This is a genomic window from Sphingomonas sp. (assembly GCF_050725575.1).
GTDB lineage: Bacteria > Pseudomonadota > Alphaproteobacteria > Sphingomonadales > Sphingomonadaceae > Sphingomonas.
In genome coordinates this window covers 1-15,619 of sequence record NZ_JBOHHW010000040.1, presented here as the reverse complement: position 1 = coordinate 15,619, position 15,619 = coordinate 1, and the positions used below count along the sequence as shown (strand labels likewise).

16 protein-coding genes are annotated in these 15,619 nt (G+C 63.2%); 5 read left to right on the top strand and 11 right to left on the bottom strand.

All coding sequences use genetic code 11. The features are described from left to right. Positions 1 to 173 precede the first annotated feature (173 nt). Entirely contained in the window at positions 174 to 899 is a 726-nt protein-coding gene (locus ACRECS_RS20940; RefSeq protein ID WP_431584898.1) for a TetR/AcrR family transcriptional regulator, read from the top strand. Here the strand turns inward: ACRECS_RS20940 and ACRECS_RS20935 are convergent. The 10 genes from ACRECS_RS20935 to ACRECS_RS20890 form a co-directional block, all read right to left on the bottom strand. Next, positions 850 to 1,278 (bottom strand): DoxX family membrane protein, encoded by a 429-nt coding sequence (locus tag ACRECS_RS20935; protein ID WP_431584897.1) that lies wholly within the window; start codon positions 1,276 to 1,278, stop codon positions 850 to 852. The two genes, ACRECS_RS20940 and ACRECS_RS20935, sit on opposite strands and share 50 nt — an antisense overlap. 31 nt (positions 1,279 to 1,309) lie before the next feature. Beyond that, on the bottom strand, positions 1,310 to 2,386 hold the full coding sequence (locus ACRECS_RS20930; RefSeq protein ID WP_431584896.1) for an alpha/beta hydrolase fold domain-containing protein: 1,077 nt from the start codon (positions 2,384 to 2,386) through the stop codon (positions 1,310 to 1,312). A 79-nt stretch (positions 2,387 to 2,465) separates the two neighbouring features. After that, positions 2,466 to 4,634 carry a TonB-dependent receptor gene (locus ACRECS_RS20925; RefSeq protein WP_431584895.1) on the bottom strand — a complete coding sequence of 723 codons (2,169 nt, stop codon included), beginning with the start codon at positions 4,632 to 4,634 and terminating at the stop codon, positions 2,466 to 2,468. A 111-nt stretch (positions 4,635 to 4,745) separates the two neighbouring features. After that, positions 4,746 to 5,507: an HpcH/HpaI aldolase family protein gene (locus ACRECS_RS20920; RefSeq protein ID WP_431584894.1), complete on the bottom strand. Its 762-nt coding sequence runs from the start codon at positions 5,505 to 5,507 to the stop codon at positions 4,746 to 4,748. Next, entirely contained in the window at positions 5,504 to 6,310 is an 807-nt protein-coding gene (gene hpaH, locus ACRECS_RS20915) for a 2-oxo-hept-4-ene-1,7-dioate hydratase (RefSeq protein ID WP_431584893.1), read from the bottom strand. Before hpaH ends, ACRECS_RS20920 begins: the two co-directional genes overlap by 4 nt. Beyond that, positions 6,310 to 6,705, bottom strand: coding sequence for a 5-carboxymethyl-2-hydroxymuconate Delta-isomerase (locus tag ACRECS_RS20910; RefSeq protein ID WP_431584892.1), 396 nt, complete (start codon positions 6,703 to 6,705; stop codon positions 6,310 to 6,312). The genes hpaH and ACRECS_RS20910 overlap by 1 nt, the downstream gene beginning before the upstream one ends. Then, positions 6,705 to 7,523: an extradiol ring-cleavage dioxygenase gene (locus ACRECS_RS20905; RefSeq protein ID WP_431584891.1), complete on the bottom strand. Its 819-nt coding sequence runs from the start codon at positions 7,521 to 7,523 to the stop codon at positions 6,705 to 6,707. Before ACRECS_RS20905 ends, ACRECS_RS20910 begins: the two co-directional genes overlap by 1 nt. Before the next feature lies 1 nt (position 7,524). Next, positions 7,525 to 7,851 carry an aromatic ring-opening dioxygenase subunit LigA gene (locus ACRECS_RS20900; protein WP_431584890.1) on the bottom strand — a complete coding sequence of 109 codons (327 nt, stop codon included), beginning with the start codon at positions 7,849 to 7,851 and terminating at the stop codon, positions 7,525 to 7,527. After that, positions 7,848 to 8,603 carry a fumarylacetoacetate hydrolase family protein gene (locus tag ACRECS_RS20895; RefSeq protein ID WP_431584889.1) on the bottom strand — a complete coding sequence of 252 codons (756 nt, stop codon included), beginning with the start codon at positions 8,601 to 8,603 and terminating at the stop codon, positions 7,848 to 7,850. The genes ACRECS_RS20900 and ACRECS_RS20895 overlap by 4 nt, the downstream gene beginning before the upstream one ends. After that, on the bottom strand, positions 8,600 to 9,241 hold the full coding sequence (locus ACRECS_RS20890; RefSeq protein WP_431584888.1) for a fumarylacetoacetate hydrolase family protein: 642 nt from the start codon (positions 9,239 to 9,241) through the stop codon (positions 8,600 to 8,602). The genes ACRECS_RS20895 and ACRECS_RS20890 overlap by 4 nt, the downstream gene beginning before the upstream one ends. A 74-nt stretch (positions 9,242 to 9,315) precedes the next feature. Between ACRECS_RS20890 and hpaR the strand changes: the two genes are divergently transcribed. Continuing rightward, positions 9,316 to 9,774, top strand: coding sequence for a homoprotocatechuate degradation operon regulator HpaR (gene hpaR / locus ACRECS_RS20885; protein WP_431584887.1), 459 nt, complete (start codon positions 9,316 to 9,318; stop codon positions 9,772 to 9,774). Between the two features lie 271 nt (positions 9,775 to 10,045). On the opposite strand, the gene hpaE is transcribed toward hpaR, so the two are convergent. Next, positions 10,046 to 11,545: a 5-carboxymethyl-2-hydroxymuconate semialdehyde dehydrogenase gene (gene hpaE, locus ACRECS_RS20880; protein WP_431584886.1), complete on the bottom strand. Its 1,500-nt coding sequence runs from the start codon at positions 11,543 to 11,545 to the stop codon at positions 10,046 to 10,048. 87 nt (positions 11,546 to 11,632) lie between these two features. On the opposite strand from hpaE, the gene ACRECS_RS20875 reads away from it, so the two are divergent. The 3 genes from ACRECS_RS20875 to ACRECS_RS20865 all read left to right on the top strand — a co-directional run bounded on the left by ACRECS_RS20875 (position 11,633) and on the right by ACRECS_RS20865 (position 15,607). Then, positions 11,633 to 13,042: an aldehyde dehydrogenase family protein gene (locus ACRECS_RS20875; RefSeq protein ID WP_431584885.1), complete on the top strand. Its 1,410-nt coding sequence runs from the start codon at positions 11,633 to 11,635 to the stop codon at positions 13,040 to 13,042. 207 nt (positions 13,043 to 13,249) lie between these two features. Beyond that, positions 13,250 to 14,386, top strand: a complete 1,137-nt coding sequence (locus ACRECS_RS20870; protein WP_431584884.1) for a hypothetical protein — start codon at positions 13,250 to 13,252, stop codon at positions 14,384 to 14,386. Positions 14,387 to 14,428: 42 nt separating this feature from the next. Next, positions 14,429 to 15,607, top strand: a complete 1,179-nt coding sequence (locus ACRECS_RS20865) for a DUF5624 domain-containing protein (protein ID WP_431584883.1) — start codon at positions 14,429 to 14,431, stop codon at positions 15,605 to 15,607. The last annotated feature ends 12 nt before the right edge of the window (positions 15,608 to 15,619 follow it).

Here is a 15,619-nt window from a genome sequence, read left to right as displayed (position 1 = left end):
CAGCCGAAATCAATGAAGCTGAACTTCATTGGTGTTTGGCCAATCGCCAGTCGGTTTGTGACGGGCAGGCGGGCAGGCATCGCGCGACGCTTGATGAGTGTTGACAAGCAACAAGCCGAACGCATTCTGTCTGACGCCGCGTCATTCTGACCGGCTGTCGAACAGGTAGGCTAGTGACGGACGCGATCAGCGAAGGCGAGAATTTCCGGACCAGGAACGCGCGCGTCAAGCGAGCCAGAACCAGGAGCCGGATTCTCGCGGCCGCATTCGCGCTGTTCGAGGAGCGCGGGATCGACGCCACAACGATCGACGATGTCCGGCACGCAGCACATCTGTCGCGCGGCTCGATCTACAATTATTTCCCGACCTTCGATGCCATGCTGCGCGAAATGGCGCAGCATATGGTGATGCAGCTGAACAAGGAGCAATCGGCCAATTTCGATGCTTTGCCGAGCCCGATCGAGCGGATCTGCTGCAATATCCGCTATTCCATCAGGCGGATTTCTTCCGATCGCGTCGGCGCCGAAATCATGCTGCGCGTCCTGCCGCTGATCGGACCGCCGACCGCGGACATGCAGGAGCATGCGCTTCGCAACATCACCGCGGCGCAGGCCGAGCGATTGATCGACGTGCCGTCGCTGCCGATTGCGCTCGAAATCGGGTACGGCCTCGTCACCGCGCTCGTCCAGCGCGGGATGGCGAGTGGGATCACTGCAAAGGAAATCGACGCCGGTGCCCGGATGCTCATGAGATCATTCGGCGTCGACGATGCCGAGGCCAAACGCATCGCCTCTCTTCAACTTCCGGCCTTGCCGGCGATGCAGCTGCGTCAGGCAGTTGTCGGCGACGTCACGCCTGATGAGGACGGCAGCGCGCGCGCCAGCGGCGGAACGACATAAGCCCGGTGAGGAGCAGGCCGCCGATGAGCGAGGCATGCTCGATCGCGATATGCAGTTCCTCGCTCCGGCGTGGTTCGTCGAACAGCCAGAATGCATGGCCAAATGGGATGGTGGTCACGGTAAAGATCGACAGAATGAGCGCCGCGATCCAGCCATAACGCCTCGGATCGGCTATCAGGATCAGCGGGCCAAGGAGGTTGATGGCCGTTGCCGCCATGCCGGCTGCCGCAGGAAAGGGGACACCCATCTGCGCCAGGCCGGCCGCGAAGGCGGCCGGAGATGCGAGGCCGGCGAGACCGGTTGAGAGGAAGAGTGCGCAAAGAAGCAAACGGCAGGCAAGCTCAAGCCCGCCTGCCGCGCCAACGGCTCTGTCGCCCATCAATCGCTCGCTGGAGCCGCCTCCAAAACCGTCACTTCGTTTCATGCAGGAAATGGACGATCAGGTTCATTGCCTCTTTCGACGACCAGGGAAGCCCGGCAGCCGGGTCGCCCGCAAAGGCGAGATCGCCGTGACCGGCACCGTCCAGGACATAGCGGGTGCTGGGGACTCCGGCCGCGCGTAACGCATTGTGCAGGCGAAGCGTCTGGCTCGGCGAGACGATCCGATCCTGGCTGCCGTGAAAAATCAGGAACGGCGGATCGGATTTTCCGATATAGGTCAGCGGGTTGGAGGCTGGCGGAAAGGATGTGCCCTTTTCGGTCATGTAGCGGGTGATCGGCGATCCGGGCGCTGTGAACCCGGCCATTTCGGGGTTGAAATCCTCCACGGCATGCGCGGTGTCGGAGGTGCCAAACTTGTCGACAACGGCCTGGACAGCGCTGCTCTGATCGAGATTGTCGCCAAGGTCGAAGTCCTTCACGCCATTCGTGACGCCGACCATCGCGGCAAGATAGCCGCCGGCGGATTCACCCCAGACCGCAACCCGCGTCGGGTCGATGCCATAATCGGCGGCATGGGCGCGCAGAAACCGGATCGCGGACTTCACGTCGGCGACACCGTCGCGGTAGTTCGCGCCGTCCATCGCGGTACGATATTGCACGCTCGCCACCACGAACCCGTTCTCGGCCACGAAGCTGCGCAGGTTCAGCGCATTCTCCTTCGCTGCGATGACGAAGCCGCCGCCGGTGACGTAAATGACCAGCGGATGGGTGCCGGGCGCTGTCGGCGCGAGAATATCGAGGGCGAGATTGCGTGGCTGGCCGGCCGGGCCGGCAACCTGCGCGAAAGCGATATCGGAAATGACCTTGAGCTTAGTGCGGCCGCACTCGATCTGATCAGCCGGATCCGGCTTGATGACAATGCTCGTGCTCGTATCGCTCGGTTTGATGCTCGTCGCCATCGGTATCGGCGGCCTGCCCGGCATGCCGGGCGGGGGCGGTGTCCTCGGGCAAGGGGTTGCCGTCGCGCTTGCTGCCGCCTGATCGACCGCTTTCGCTTCTGCGCCGGTCGTTGTTCCCAACCCCAATGCGGCCAGAGACGCTGTCACGATCAATTCCCTTCTGTATCGGTTCATTATCATCTCCAAGATTTTGAGCGTTCGCGGCGATTGCGAGGTTGAGGTGCCCTCAGAAATTGGCGCTAAGCGTGATCCCATAGGTTCGCGGGGCATCGTATTGGACGATGCTCGACGTGTCGGACTGGCCAAGCGCGGTCGCGACCGGACGGTCGGTGAGGTTCTTGCCCCACAGGCGCACGCCGTAACGCTTGTCGGCGGTCTTCCATCCGATCGAGGCATCAAGCAGGGCATAGGCCTTTTGCTTCAGGACATTGTCCGGCTGGCCGAAAAAGCCGCTATTGTAATAGCCGCCGGCATCGAGCGACCATGTCCCCGCTTCTGTCTCGTGGTCGTAATGCAGGTTGAGGTTCAGCGTGGCATCGGGGGTGATCGGCAGGCGGTTGCCGTCGGCCGGCACGGTCGAGCGGATCGAACCACCGGTCGGACTTGGCGTGTAGCGGTCCGCGTCGGGGAAGCTGGTGAAGCGATCGTGCAGGATGCTGACACCGCCATTGATGGTCAGGCCGCGGGCCGGCCGCAGCTCCAGATCCATATCGATGCCGTATATCTCGGCGCCGGCGCCATTATAGATGAAGATGTTGTTGAGCTCGAACCGGCTCACCTGGATGTTGCGGTATTTGTAATAGAATGCTGCGGCATTCACTCGCAGCAGCCGGTCGAACAGGTCCGACTTGAAACCCACTTCATAGGCATCCAGCAGCTCCTGCTTGAACGCCGCCGCCGCCGGCAGCCGGGCATTATAGCCGCCGCTTTTGAAGCCGCGATTATAGGACGCGTAGATCAAATTATTCTCGTCGATCCGGTGGTCGAGTGAAACCCGCCAGGTCGGCGCCGAGAAGGAGGTTTGCTGCGCGGTATCGGGTGCGAACGGGTCGATGACGAACCCGTTGCTGAGGGTTGCCGCCGATGTGGCAAATATCGTCCGGCGTTCTGTGCTGTAGCGGAAGCCGCCGGTGAGCTTGGTGCTGTCGTCGAGCGGCACGGTGGCCTGAGCATAACCGGCCCAGGCGCGGGTGGTGAGCTTGCTATAGCCCGAAATCTGCGTGATCGGCGGCGCTGGCGATGGGGGAATGCCCGGGCCGCCAAGGTTCAGGATATTGGGATCGAGTTCGGCATTGGCGTTGAAATAATAGGCGCCGATCACCCACTGGATCTTCGAGGCTGAATCGGATTGCAGCTTCAGTTCCTGGCTGATCTGCCGATCGCGCAGAGTCGAGAGCGTCAGCGTCTGCGCCGGCGTGGGCGTCAGGTCGGTGTCGAAGCCAATCGTGTAGCTCGACTTGCGAAAGGCGGTGATCGACTGAAGCTCGACACCGCCGAGATCCTGTTCGATGTTCAGGCTGGCGCCGCCCGCGTTCAGCCGCTGGAACGGATCATAATCGGCGTTGATATCCCAGGTCGGGATGGAATAGGCCGGTCCGAAAGCGGGTACGATCCCGGGCACCTGCTTCGAACTGATCGACGAATTGCCGATCCGCCGCTCATAGTCGAGCGCGAGGCGGATCGTTGTCGCATCGGTGGGCGTGAACACCCATTTCGAACGCAGCGCGAGATCGAATTTGGTACGATAGACGTCCTTGCCGGTGGCGACATTGACGCCGTAACCATCGCCCTGCGCGGTCACTTGCGCGGCGATGTCGGCGGCAAGATTCGGCGCAAGGCCTCCGGCGACATAGGCACTGCCGGTGAGGGTTTGATAATTCCCATAGCCGGCGGTCATCTTCGCAACGAAATTCTGGGTCGGGTCCTGCGTCACGATCTGGATCAGGCCGCCGGTCGCATTGCGGCCGAAAAGCGTGCCCTGCGGACCCTTGAGGACTTCGACGCGCGCCACGTTGTTGAGCGACAGCAGCGAGCCCGGCTGCGACGCCATATAGACACCGTCGACATAGACGGCGACGGAATTCTCCAGTCCGGCGCCGCCCGCCGACGTGCCGATGCCGCGGATATGCGGCGACACGAAACCGGTCGACGCCTGGATATAAAGGCCCGGCGTGATCGTGTTGAGCTTGGTCACGTCCGTCACCCCAGACGCCGCCAGCTGATCGGCCGACAGCGCGGTGATCGCGATCGGCACATCCTGAAGGCGCTCGGCGCGGCGCTGCGCCGTCACGATGATGTCCTTGGTCTCGTCGGTGTCGGGCGCATCCTGCGCCATCGCCATGCAAGGCATCAGGCACATCCATGCGGTCGACGCCGCTAGCAAAGCCTTTCTCATCACTCCCCTCCTTTATCGTGGCCTCTTGTTGGCCACTTTAAAGAATGGACTAATGTCATAATGGATTAGTGTCAATATGAGATCGAAGGGATGCCGAAGACAGTGCAGCGGTCAGCCCGATACCGGCAGGGACTGGCGGAGCGCGCGAGCGCCCGACACGAGAAGCCCAATGTCCGTTCCGACCGAGACCATCGCCACGCCATCGGCCAGGCGACGCTGAGCGTCCTCGCTCGAGAGCGCGAAGATGCCTCCCGGTTTCCCCGCAGCGGCAATCCGGTCGATCGCCTCGGCAATGGCCGCCTGTACGTCGGCGTGCATGGGATCGCCGAGATGCCCGAGCGCGCCGGCCAGATCGCCGGGGCCGATGAACAGCGCATCGATTCCGTCGGTCGCTGCGATATCTTCAATCGCTGCAAGAGCCGCCCGGCTCTCGATCTGCGCGATCACGCAGATGTCTTCATGCGCCGAGCCGAGATAGCTGCGATTGGTGCCGAAGCCCGATGCCCGGCTTGTCGCGCTTGCGACGCCGCGCACGCCATGCGGCGGGAACCGCGTTGCCGCGACCAGGCGCCGCGCCTGCTCTCCGCTGTCGATCATCGGTACCAGCAGCGAGCGAAAGCCCATGTCGAGATATTGCTTGATCAATGCAGGGTCGTCATTGCGCGGTCGGACCACAGGCTCGGCGGCGAAGGGCGCGACGGCCTGCAACTGGGCCAGCATGGTCTGCAGATCATTGGGCGCGTGCTCGCCGTCGAACAGCAACCAGTCGAACCCCGCGCGCGCGCAGATTTCCGCGGTGTAGGGATTGGCGAGCGCTTGCCACAGGCCGATACGAGGCACGCGCCTGGCCAGCGCCTCCTTGAAGGCGTTCATGCGAATCTCAGGGAAATAGTGCCGAGGCTGCCATAATCGACGTGGAAACTGTCGCCGCGGGCCGCGAATACCGGCGCGGTGAAACTGCCGGCCAGCACGATCTGGCCCGGCTCAAGCGTTTCACCCCAGGGATGGAGCTTGTTAGCGAGCCACGCGACGCCTTTTGCCGGGTGTCCGAGAACCGCGGCGGCGACCCCGCTTTCCTCGATCACGCCATTGCGGTGGATCAGCGCCGCGACCCAGCGCAGGTCGACCTGGTCGGGCCGCACCGGCCGCCCGCCAAGGACGATGCCGGCATTCGCGGCGTTGTCGGAAATCGTGTCGAACACCTTGCGCGTGGCGCCGCTGGCGGTATCGATCCGGCCGATCCGCGCGTCGATGATCTCAAGCGCGGGCACCGCCCAGTCGGTCGCATTGAGCACATCGGTGAGAGAGCAATCAGGTCCCGACAGCGGATGTTTCAGGATGAAGGCGAGTTCGACCTCGACCCGCGGTTCGATGAAGCGGTCGAACGCGATATCGCCATTGGGTTCGAACAGCATATCGTCGAGCAACGCACCATAATCGGGCTCATCGATGTTGGACGATCGCTGCATCGCGCGGCTGGTCAGCCCAATCTTGTGACCCACCAGTCTCCGGCCATCCGCGAGCTTGCGCTTCACCCAGGCGCGCTGGACGCGGTAGCCATCCTCGATCGTCATGTCGGGATGCAGCAGCGAGAAATGCCCGATCTGTTCGCGACGGCGTTCCGCATGGTCGAGCCGCTCGGCAAGGTCAGCGACGATGGCATCCGAAAGCGGCATCAGCCGGCCTTCCGAAAGCGGGTGTGGATGTTGTTGTGCTTGAAGCTACCGGCCTCATCCGCCTCGTCGACATACATCGATAATGCGAGATAGCGGCGCTCGAACACCGGCTCGAGATGCGCCTTCACCTCCGCGAATAGGCCACCGAAAAACGCCGCCTTGAACTCGGCCGATCTTCCGGCACCCATCCGAATCGTGATGTTGACGAACGCATCCTGGCCGCTGTCGTCGGCAATCACATAATCCTCCAGCCGGATGCCGCGGGCACGGATGCCGCCCGGCGGAAAGACCCCATCGGCATCGCGCATCGCCGCCGCGATCAGCGACAACAAAGGTTTCACCGCAAAACCTTCGGCTGCCAGATTGTCGGTCCATTCCACGACTGCGTGCGCCATCAGGCAATCTCCATCGTCGCGACCGTGCATCCGACTGCGAAAATCGGGATCGGCGCGTAGAAATGGACCGTCCCCGACCCACCCGCAGCGGCAGCGGTGGCGATGAAGGTGCGAATCTCGAACCCGCCCTGGCCGGCATCGCGGTAGGTCTCGATATCGGTATAGGAGAGCAGCGCTTCACGGTCGTTCCTGGACCAGCGATCAAGAAAGTCGCGGTCCCAGGCCTCGTCGATCCGCCCGCTGTCCGGCGTTGCCGGCCAGTGCGAAATGCCGCCGGTCCCGATAATGGCGATCCGCTCCGGCACCCGGTCCGCCGCCCTGCGCAATGCCTGGCCAAAGGCCCAGGCGCGGTGGAGCGGGGTCAGCGGCGGACCCTGGCAGTTGATATTGGCCGGAATGACCGTGAGTTCGTTTTCAGGGTCGAGAAAATGCAGCGGCACCATGATGCCATGGTCGAACCGCCATTCCTCGGCATAGGCGACGTCGACCGTCTGCTGCACTTCCTCGATGATGCGGCGCGACAGATCGGCATTTCCCCGCACCGTGCGCTTCGGGATCGCCAGCCATTCGGGGTCCTCGATCGGACCGCCATAGTTTTCCGCCATGCCGATCGCATAAGCGGGCATGTTGTTCATGAAGAAATTTGCGAAATGCTCGGCGGCGATCACGATGACTGCGTCGACTCCGCTCGCGCGCAGCTGATCTCCCATCCCGCGATACGCGGCATGGAAAGGGTCGCGCAACGCGGGCGGGGCGCGGTCGGCGCGTCCCGTGATGCCCGGTGCATGGCTGGCCACGCCACAGAAAACGAGACTCATCTCAGGTCCCCTCGATCGTGTCGTCGAGCGATGTCGTCATCGCGTAGATTCCCGCGCGCACCGGTCCATGCTCGCGGATGCCGTCCCGCATCCGCTGCAGATAGTCGGACCATTCGATCCCGCGCAGCGCGGCATAATGCATCAGGATCTGCCCGTTGACGCCGAGCACATAGAGAAGGCCGATATCCGGCTCGAGCAAGGCGCGCCGCTCTTCGTCGGTCAGCATATAGGCTCTGGCGACGGCATCGGGATTGCTCCTGAAGCGCTCTTTCAAGGCGTCGTCGCGATTGAGCTCGAAGAGCAGCTTGCTGAGCTGATAGAGGCTCATGGCACGGCCGCCGTCAGATGATTGGCCAGTCGTCCAATGCCCTCGATCTCGCATTCGACATGGTCGCCGACGGCGCAGAAATGCACGCCTTTTGGCGTTCCGGTGAGGATCATATCGCCGGGCAGAAGCGTCATCGTTTCGGACAGATAGGCAATCAGATCGGCCACGCCGAGCACCATGTCGGCGGTCGACCCCTGCTGCACCAGCGTGCCGTTGACGTGCGTCGTCATGCGCAGGGTCTGGGGATCGGGCAGGTCGGCGGCATCCACCAGCCAGGGGCCAAGCGGGGTTGTGGCATCGCGATTCTTCACGCGCAGGTTCGGGCGATAATAATTTTCGAGATACTCACGGACCGCATAGTCGCACGCGATCGTATAGCCCGCGACATGGTCAAGCGCCGCACCGGGATGGACCCGGCGTGCCGGCCGCCCGATCACGGCCACCAGCTCGCACTCCGGGTGCATCTGGTTCGCATCCGGCGGGCGCGGCGTTGAGCGCGCATGCCCGGTCAGCGTGTTCGGGCCCTTCAGGAAGATGAGTGGTGCTTCCGTCGATTTGAATCCCAATTCTTTCACATGGTCGGCATAGTTCAGCCCCAGCGCAAAGATGGTGGCGCCGGCGGTGACCGGCGGAAGCCAGGCAGCATCGTCGAACGCGACCACCCCACCGCCCGGGATAAGAATTTGGGCGTCGTCCGCCCGCACGTCGCCCCATGTGGGAACGCCGTCATACAATATTAGTGCCCGCTTCATCCAGCCTGCTCCGCCGCGAACCGCGCCTGGACCGGCGGCAGCCCGGCCAGCTCGGATCGGACCAGAGCACTAGGGCCGACCACCGGTGCGTCACCGGGGAGACCAAGCAGCAGCAGGTCTCCTGCTCTCAGCGTCATGAAGGCGCTGATCTCGACAATCAGCTCCGCAGCGCGCGTCGCCAGCCGCGTGCCGCGCCAGCGATGCGCTTCCTCGCCATCAACCAGCGTGACGATGTCGCGGTCCAGCAGCCCCTCATCGAACAGGCCGAACGCACCGACCGGAAGAAAGCCGTCACGGGCACGGTGGCGGACCGGCGGCCGATAATAGCTGGCGTGGGGGACCGTCACATCAAGCGCAAGGCAGGCCGCCCCGATGGTGTCGAGCGCATTGTCCGCCGACACCCGGCTCGCGTCGCGCTGAAACAACAGGCCGATGGTCGCGGCGGCTTCGACCGTGGCGGCATCCTCGGCCAGGCTCACGGTCGCATCGAACGGCGCGATACAGCCGCGCGGCTTGATGTAGAGGACAGGGGATAAAGGCGGGCGGCCATAAGGCGCGGCCATAAACGCGTCGCCGAGCGCGGCGCGCTCCGCCACGTCATTCAGGATAACACCGTACACCGTGCCGGAAATCACCATCTCTCTCCCTCGGGTTTCGCATATACTTAACATGATAAATTGTAAAGCGTGCCGAGTGCTGGCAAACGATGCACATGAGCCAGCGAACACGCCGATTGCCGCCCTATCGTGACTCGCTCGCCGGCACGCTGCTTGCCGCGCGCGAGGCAGTGATGGCGCCGATCCGTCCGATGCTGCGCGACGCCGGTGTGACCGAGCAGCAATGGCGCGTGTTGCGCGTGATCAACGATGCCGGCAGCATCGAGCCGACCGCGCTGGCCGAGGCCGCGCTGCTCTTCGCGCCAAGCGTCACCCGCATTTTGAAGGAGCTGGTAGAACGCGGGCTGATCGTGCGCACGCCCGACCCCGAGGATGGACGGCGCTCCTTCGTGACATTGGCGGAACCAGGACGGGCGCTGCTCGACGAAACCTCCAAACGGACGATACGCCAGCTCGATCGCTATGCCGCAGCCTTCGGGCAGGAACGGCTCGCCGCCCTGCTCACGGAGCTCGGTGCGCTGATCGCGGCGATTGGACCGGCGGAACAGGACTAGGTCCGTTCAAGGGCGTCAATTCAGTATTAACTATCTGATATATAACGAATTATATGCACCTATTGCCGAGGCGGCGGCGGAAAAACCATGGGACATCCGGTGTCCCATATCTCCTGCCGCCGTCCTTTCAGTCCCATTCCCGCAGCCCGGTCGCCAACGGCGATTCAACCGTGACATGGGGCCTGCCATGTCTTCCCTTGCCGGACTTGTACCGGCGCGCTCTTTCTCATTGCCGGAAAAACGGGCCGGAAAACAGATCGTCACGGCGCGCTCAGACGCCGAGGCGCTGCATCTTGTGATCGCCCATCGCCAGCGCGATGTTCTTGGTTTCCATGTAGAAGTCGAAACTCCAGTCGCCGCCGTCGCGGCCGATACCGCTGGCCTTCATGCCGCCGAACGGGGCCGGCAAATGCCGCACATTCTCGCTGTTGACCCAGATCATCCCCGCCTCAAGCGCATGCGATACCCTGAGCGCCCGGCCGACATCGTTCGTCCAGAGATAGGCCGCCAGGCCATAAGCCGTGTCATTGGCTTTCGAGAGGGCATCCGCTTCGTCATCGAACGGGATGGCGGTCAGCACGGGGCCGAAGATTTCCTCCCGCGCGATCCGCATCCCCTGGTTCGCCGCGGTGAACAGCGTCGGCTGAAAGAAATATCCCGCTCCTTCAAGGCGCGCGCCGCCGGCGGCGACGGTCGCGCCGTCGGCGCGCGCAATATCCACATAGCTTTCGACCTTGGCGAGATGGCGCGGATGGATCAGCGGACCAACCTCGGTTGCGGGATCGAAGGGGTCGCCAACCTTCAGGTTGCGGACCCGCGCGGCGATGTCTGCCACGAACCGGTCATAGGTCGACGACTGGATCAGCACGCGAGAGGATGAGGTGCAGCGCTGGCCGTTCAGCGAAAAGATCATGAACACGACCGCATCGAGCGCGCGCTCAAGGTTGGCATCGTCGAATATGATCACGGGGTTTTTGCCGCCAAGTTCGAAATGAACCCGCTTCAGCGTCTCCGATCCCTGCCGCATGATCGCCGAGCCGGTCCTGGATTCTCCGACAAAGGCGACGGCCTTGATGTCGGGATGCTCGGTCAGCCGCCGGCCGGTCGTCTCGCCGAGACCATTCACTGAGTTGAAGACGCCGGCAGGCAGGCCCGCTTGATGGGCGATCTCGACCAGGAGCCGCGCTGAATAGGGCGACCATTCGGCCGGCTTGTGAACAACGGTGCAACCCGCCGCGAGCGCAGGAGCGATCTTCCAGGTCGACAGCATGAAGGGCGTGTTCCACGGCGTGATCACCGCAACCGGCCCGATCGGCATCCGCACGGTGTAATTGAGATGATCCGCGGTGGGCAGGCTGCGGCCGTCGGCCGCGGCCGGCGCCCGGTCAGCGAAGAAGCGGAAATTCTCGGCGCCGCGCACCGCCGCTTTCGACATGAAGCGCCAGCACTGGCCGGCGTCGAGGCATTCGACCGCCGCGATCTCCTCGGCCCGCTCTTCAATGGCATCGGCGATCCGGTGCAGTATCTCCTTGCGGCGGTCACCGCTCGTCGCGGCCCAGGCGGGGAAGGCGCGTTTCGACGCGGCGACCGCGGCGTTCAATTCGTCCTCGGTCGCATCGCGAACCGCGCCGAGTGTCTCGCCGGTGTCGGGCCTGGTGACCTCAAATGCCTCGCCGGCGCCGGCGATGGCGTCACCGTCGATGAATTGGCCCAGCACCGGTTTCATGCGGCCCAGCGCGGCCAGCGCGATGTCGAGGCGTGAAGAACCCATTGCGTCTCTCCTTTGAGAGGCGTACTACTTATCATGTTAAATAAATCAAGCCGATTCGGTTCCGGCGGAAAACTCAGGAGACGGACCATGGCCGCGGCAATCAACCTCACCATTGGCGGGGCCTCAGTTGCAGGGCTTGCAAGCTTTGACGTGATCGACCCGGCGACGGGAAAGGTTGCCGGTCTGTGCCCCGCCGCAACCGCTGCCGAGGTGGATTCGGCTGTCGCGGCGGCGGGGGCGGCGTTCGCGACATGGCAGACCCGTCCGGATGCGGAGCGCAAGGCGGCCTGCCACGCGATCGCTGATGTGCTGGAGCGTCACGCGGAGGAACTGGCGCAGCTGCTGACGCTGGAGCAGGGAAAACCCCTCAACGGACTGGGATCGCGATACGAGCTGCAGGGTGCGATCGGCTGGGCGCGCTACACCGCCGATCTCGATCTCCCGATCGAAATACTTCAGGACGATGCGCAGGCAAGAATCGAACTGCATCGGCGGCCACTCGGCGTCGTTGCATCGATCACGCCGTGGAACTGGCCGCTCATGATCGCGATCTGGCATATCGTGCCGGCGATCCGGACCGGCAACACGGTCGTGATCAAGCCTTCGCCCTACACGCCGCTCAGTACCTTGCGCATGGTCGAGCTGCTTCGCGAGGTCCTGCCTTCGGGCGTCCTCAATGCGATTGCCGGCCCCGACGACCTTGGCCCGCTTCTCACTGGTCACCCGGGTGTCGCCAAGGTGATTTTCACGGGCTCTACCGCGACAGGAAAAAAGGTGATGACCAACGCTGCGGACACGCTCAAGCGCCTGACGCTGGAGCTTGGCGGCAATGACGCGGGAATCGTGCTGCCCGACGCCGACCCGGATGCGATTGCCGAAGGCCTGTTTTGGGGCGCTTTCATCAACAACGGGCAAACCTGCGCCGCGCTCAAGCGTCTCTATGTTCATGACAGCATCTATGAGGGCGTGGCCGCGGCGCTGCTGCGCGTGGCGGCCGGGGTGACCGTCGGTCCCGGCCGCGACGAAGCCAGCATCCTCGGGCCAGTACAGAACCGGATGCAGCGCGACAGGGTGGCCGGTCTGGTGGACCAGGCCAGGGCTGCGGGTGCGCGCATCCTGACGGGCGGCGAGAGGCCCGGCGGCGACGGCTATTTCTATCCGATCACTCTTATCGCAGACGCGACCGACGGGATGAGTGTTGTCGACCAGGAACAATTCGGTCCGGTCCTTCCGATCATCCGCTACAGCGACGTCGAGCAAGCCATTGCGTCGGCCAATGCGTCGGAGAGCGGTCTGGGCGGTTCGATCTGGTCGTCGAACCTGACGCTGGCTCGGGAACTCGCTCAGCGTCTCGAATGCGGCACCGCATGGATCAACAAGCATGGCGCGATCCAGCCCAACGCCCCGTTCGGCGGCATCAAGTCGTCCGGGATCGGCGTCGAATTCGCCCGGCAGGGCCTTGAGGAATACACGACCATTCAAGTCGTGCATCAGTGAGAGCGATGTCGCGATACCGGTCGCGTTTGGGATGCTGATCCGGTGATAGCCTTTCACGATCAATCGGGTCCCAATTTTGAATTGGCGCGAAAAACCATTCGGACGTCTTTATGTGCCGGATAATAGCGGGAAGCTCGCCCCTGTGCACAGGATGAGCCGCATGGCGGCGCCCGGCGCGGATGGGCCTCCCAGGGGAGGAGAATGAATATGAGCGTTGACACCCAGCCGGTTGGCACGATCGATGGCACCAGGATCGCCGGCGGGCTGCTCTCGGAATATCAGCGGTTGCCGACCTCGGGCGCGCGCACGGCGCTCCCGTTCGAACTTGAAGGAGAACTGCTGCTCGCCATTCCTCAACTCAGCGAGGATGTACCCGGCCAGGACGCCCATATGAATGCCGGCAACAGCGATATCGACGCGATCATCTACCGCTGGGAAAATGGTGCGTTCGTCGAGCATGAGCGGCTGCTCACGCCCGGTGGCGAGGATATCCTGATCTTCTCGATCGGGGAGGAGCTGTTTCTCGGCACGGCATCGATCCGCACCGGCAGCGGACCCTATGAGATGAACGCGTTCGCGACCCTCTATCGCCGCGAAGACGAAACATGGGCGCCGTTCCAGTCGATCCCGACATTCGCTGTGAAGCAACTCTACCACTTCACCTTTGACGACCGCCATTTTCTCGGCGTCGCGCAAGGGGTGACGCTGCCGCACGCTCAGCCCCAGCACCCGCGCGAATCCTGCATCCTCGAATGGACCGGGGACCGGTTCGAGCAGTTTCAGGTGCTTGACGGGAAATGGGGCTATAACTGGCATTTCTTCGAAGTGGATGGTCAGCGGTTCCTCGCTTATGCCGATCATACCAGCCCTTCGCTGGTCTATCGCTGGGACGGATCGAGCTTCGCGCCGTTCCAGATATTTTCCGAACAGACCGGCCGCGTCTTCACGAGTTTCGAACAGGACGGGGGTTTCTATCTTCTCCACGCAGCGATCCAAGGCGACACACTGCTATATCGCTGGGAAGGAGAGGGATTTGTCGAACAGCAGCGTCTCGGCGGGCCCGGGGGCCGCGAGTTCGAACTGATCCGCAGCGACGATGCGCTGTATCTCGTCCGGATCTGCTTTATCCTCGGGACGCCGGCCGATCCAAGGACGGATCTCCTGTCGCAACTCTATCGCTGGGAGAATGAGGGTTTTGTCGAGGTCGGCGACTTCCCGACCTTCGGCGGCACTGATGCCAATGCCTTTACCGCCGATGGCGAACGCTATCTGGCGGTTTCGAACAGCCTGACGCCGGACGTGCGCTTCCGGCAGGACACGGTCATCTATCGCCTCCATCTGTGACGCCGTACGCGGCACGCACTTGATATACGGAAAGCCGACGACGTGACCTACAAACCCGATCCCGAGTTCCAGAGTCTCTACAGCGTCTTCACCGCCGATCCCGATAGCATCGGGGCGCATCTGAACGCCTATTCGGGGGAACTTTCCTCGGACGATCCGTTGCTCGTCGTCACGGGCAGCGACTTTGTGATCTTTCCGGGGAACGGCGCCCCGCCGCTGCGCGAGAGTTTCCGCAACTCGATGCGCGGATTTGTCGAGCTCACGGCGGTTTCCCATCTGGGCGTCGCTGTGCCGTTCCTGATCCGCCTCAAGGAACTCGGCTTCCCGCGGTGGGAAGAGGATGCGCAGCGCTTCATCGCGCAGACCCGGCGCGTCCGCGACGTCAACTCGCTCACCTATTGGCGCGACACCGTCGCCGTCGAGGCATGGCGGGGCAGCGAGGAGAAGATCACCGACCTGGTCGATTACAGCTGCGACGTGACGCTCGATTTCATGGAGCGGGGCCTGGCAGACCCGTCCTGCTTCGCCTTCCCGTATCTGCGGGAAAATTTCCTCGATCCCGTCGCATCACCGTCGGTGCCGGTGCCGATGAACGACATGATGGCGGCGACCTTTGCGCTGGTGTTCCTGGATTCGGGCTTCCGCGTCACGCGCTGGCTTCGTGCCCAGAATATCGACTGGAACCGCCTGATGGTGATCTTCAGCGGCCGCGCCGGACGGCCGACGGCCGGCCTGACATGGCAGTCGAATTCGCAATGCTATGTTCTGTACAAGGCATCGGGCGAGCAATTACCCCCGGACCGCGTATATATTGCGCCGCATGCGCCCAGCCTGGTGCCGGCCGAGCTCGATACGCCCGAGGGCAGCGCGAGGGTGGAGGCGGAGTTCCGCAAGATCTGGTTCAGCACCCGTACGACTGTCGAGATGGGCCGTGCGATGTACGCCGACTATCCCGCCTATCAGCCGATGATCGATGCGTCGCCCGTTATCGACCCGACCACGCAGATCCTGGGAGAATTGCCCAGGGTCAAGTCACCCGAAGACCGCCGAGCGTTCATCACCTTGCTGCGCTTCGTGATGGAAGATCCGCGCCAGCAGCTCGCCAACGCATCGGCCCATTATATCACCGATCAGCTGATGGAGAACGACAACCGGCCCGAGAAGGTGATCATCCCCGGTTTCACCAATACCACCTATCCACGCCTCACACCGCGCAGATAGGCCGGCCGGCTC

What these genes read in the sequence shown, in the direction of transcription:
- ACRECS_RS20935 (WP_431584897.1), bottom strand. Translation starts at nt 1,278, where the DNA reads ATGGGCGACAGAGCCGTTGGCGCGGCAGGCGGGCTTGAGCTTGCCTGC.
- ACRECS_RS20925 (WP_431584895.1), bottom strand. Translation starts at nt 4,634, where the DNA reads ATGAGAAAGGCTTTGCTAGCGGCGTCGACCGCATGGATGTGCCTGATG.
- ACRECS_RS20920 (WP_431584894.1), bottom strand. Translation starts at nt 5,507, where the DNA reads ATGAACGCCTTCAAGGAGGCGCTGGCCAGGCGCGTGCCTCGTATCGGC.
- hpaH (WP_431584893.1), bottom strand. Translation starts at nt 6,310, where the DNA reads ATGCCGCTTTCGGATGCCATCGTCGCTGACCTTGCCGAGCGGCTCGAC.
- ACRECS_RS20910 (WP_431584892.1), bottom strand. Translation starts at nt 6,705, where the DNA reads ATGGCGCACGCAGTCGTGGAATGGACCGACAATCTGGCAGCCGAAGGT.
- ACRECS_RS20905 (WP_431584891.1), bottom strand. Translation starts at nt 7,523, where the DNA reads ATGAGTCTCGTTTTCTGTGGCGTGGCCAGCCATGCACCGGGCATCACG.
- ACRECS_RS20900 (WP_431584890.1), bottom strand. Translation starts at nt 7,851, where the DNA reads ATGAGCCTCTATCAGCTCAGCAAGCTGCTCTTCGAGCTCAATCGCGAC.
- ACRECS_RS20895 (WP_431584889.1), bottom strand. Translation starts at nt 8,603, where the DNA reads ATGAAGCGGGCACTAATATTGTATGACGGCGTTCCCACATGGGGCGAC.
- ACRECS_RS20890 (WP_431584888.1), bottom strand. Translation starts at nt 9,241, where the DNA reads ATGGTGATTTCCGGCACGGTGTACGGTGTTATCCTGAATGACGTGGCG.
- hpaR (WP_431584887.1), top strand. Translation starts at nt 9,316, where the DNA reads ATGAGCCAGCGAACACGCCGATTGCCGCCCTATCGTGACTCGCTCGCC.
- hpaE (WP_431584886.1), bottom strand. Translation starts at nt 11,545, where the DNA reads ATGGGTTCTTCACGCCTCGACATCGCGCTGGCCGCGCTGGGCCGCATG.
- ACRECS_RS20875 (WP_431584885.1), top strand. Translation starts at nt 11,633, where the DNA reads ATGGCCGCGGCAATCAACCTCACCATTGGCGGGGCCTCAGTTGCAGGG.
- ACRECS_RS20870 (WP_431584884.1), top strand. Translation starts at nt 13,250, where the DNA reads ATGAGCGTTGACACCCAGCCGGTTGGCACGATCGATGGCACCAGGATC.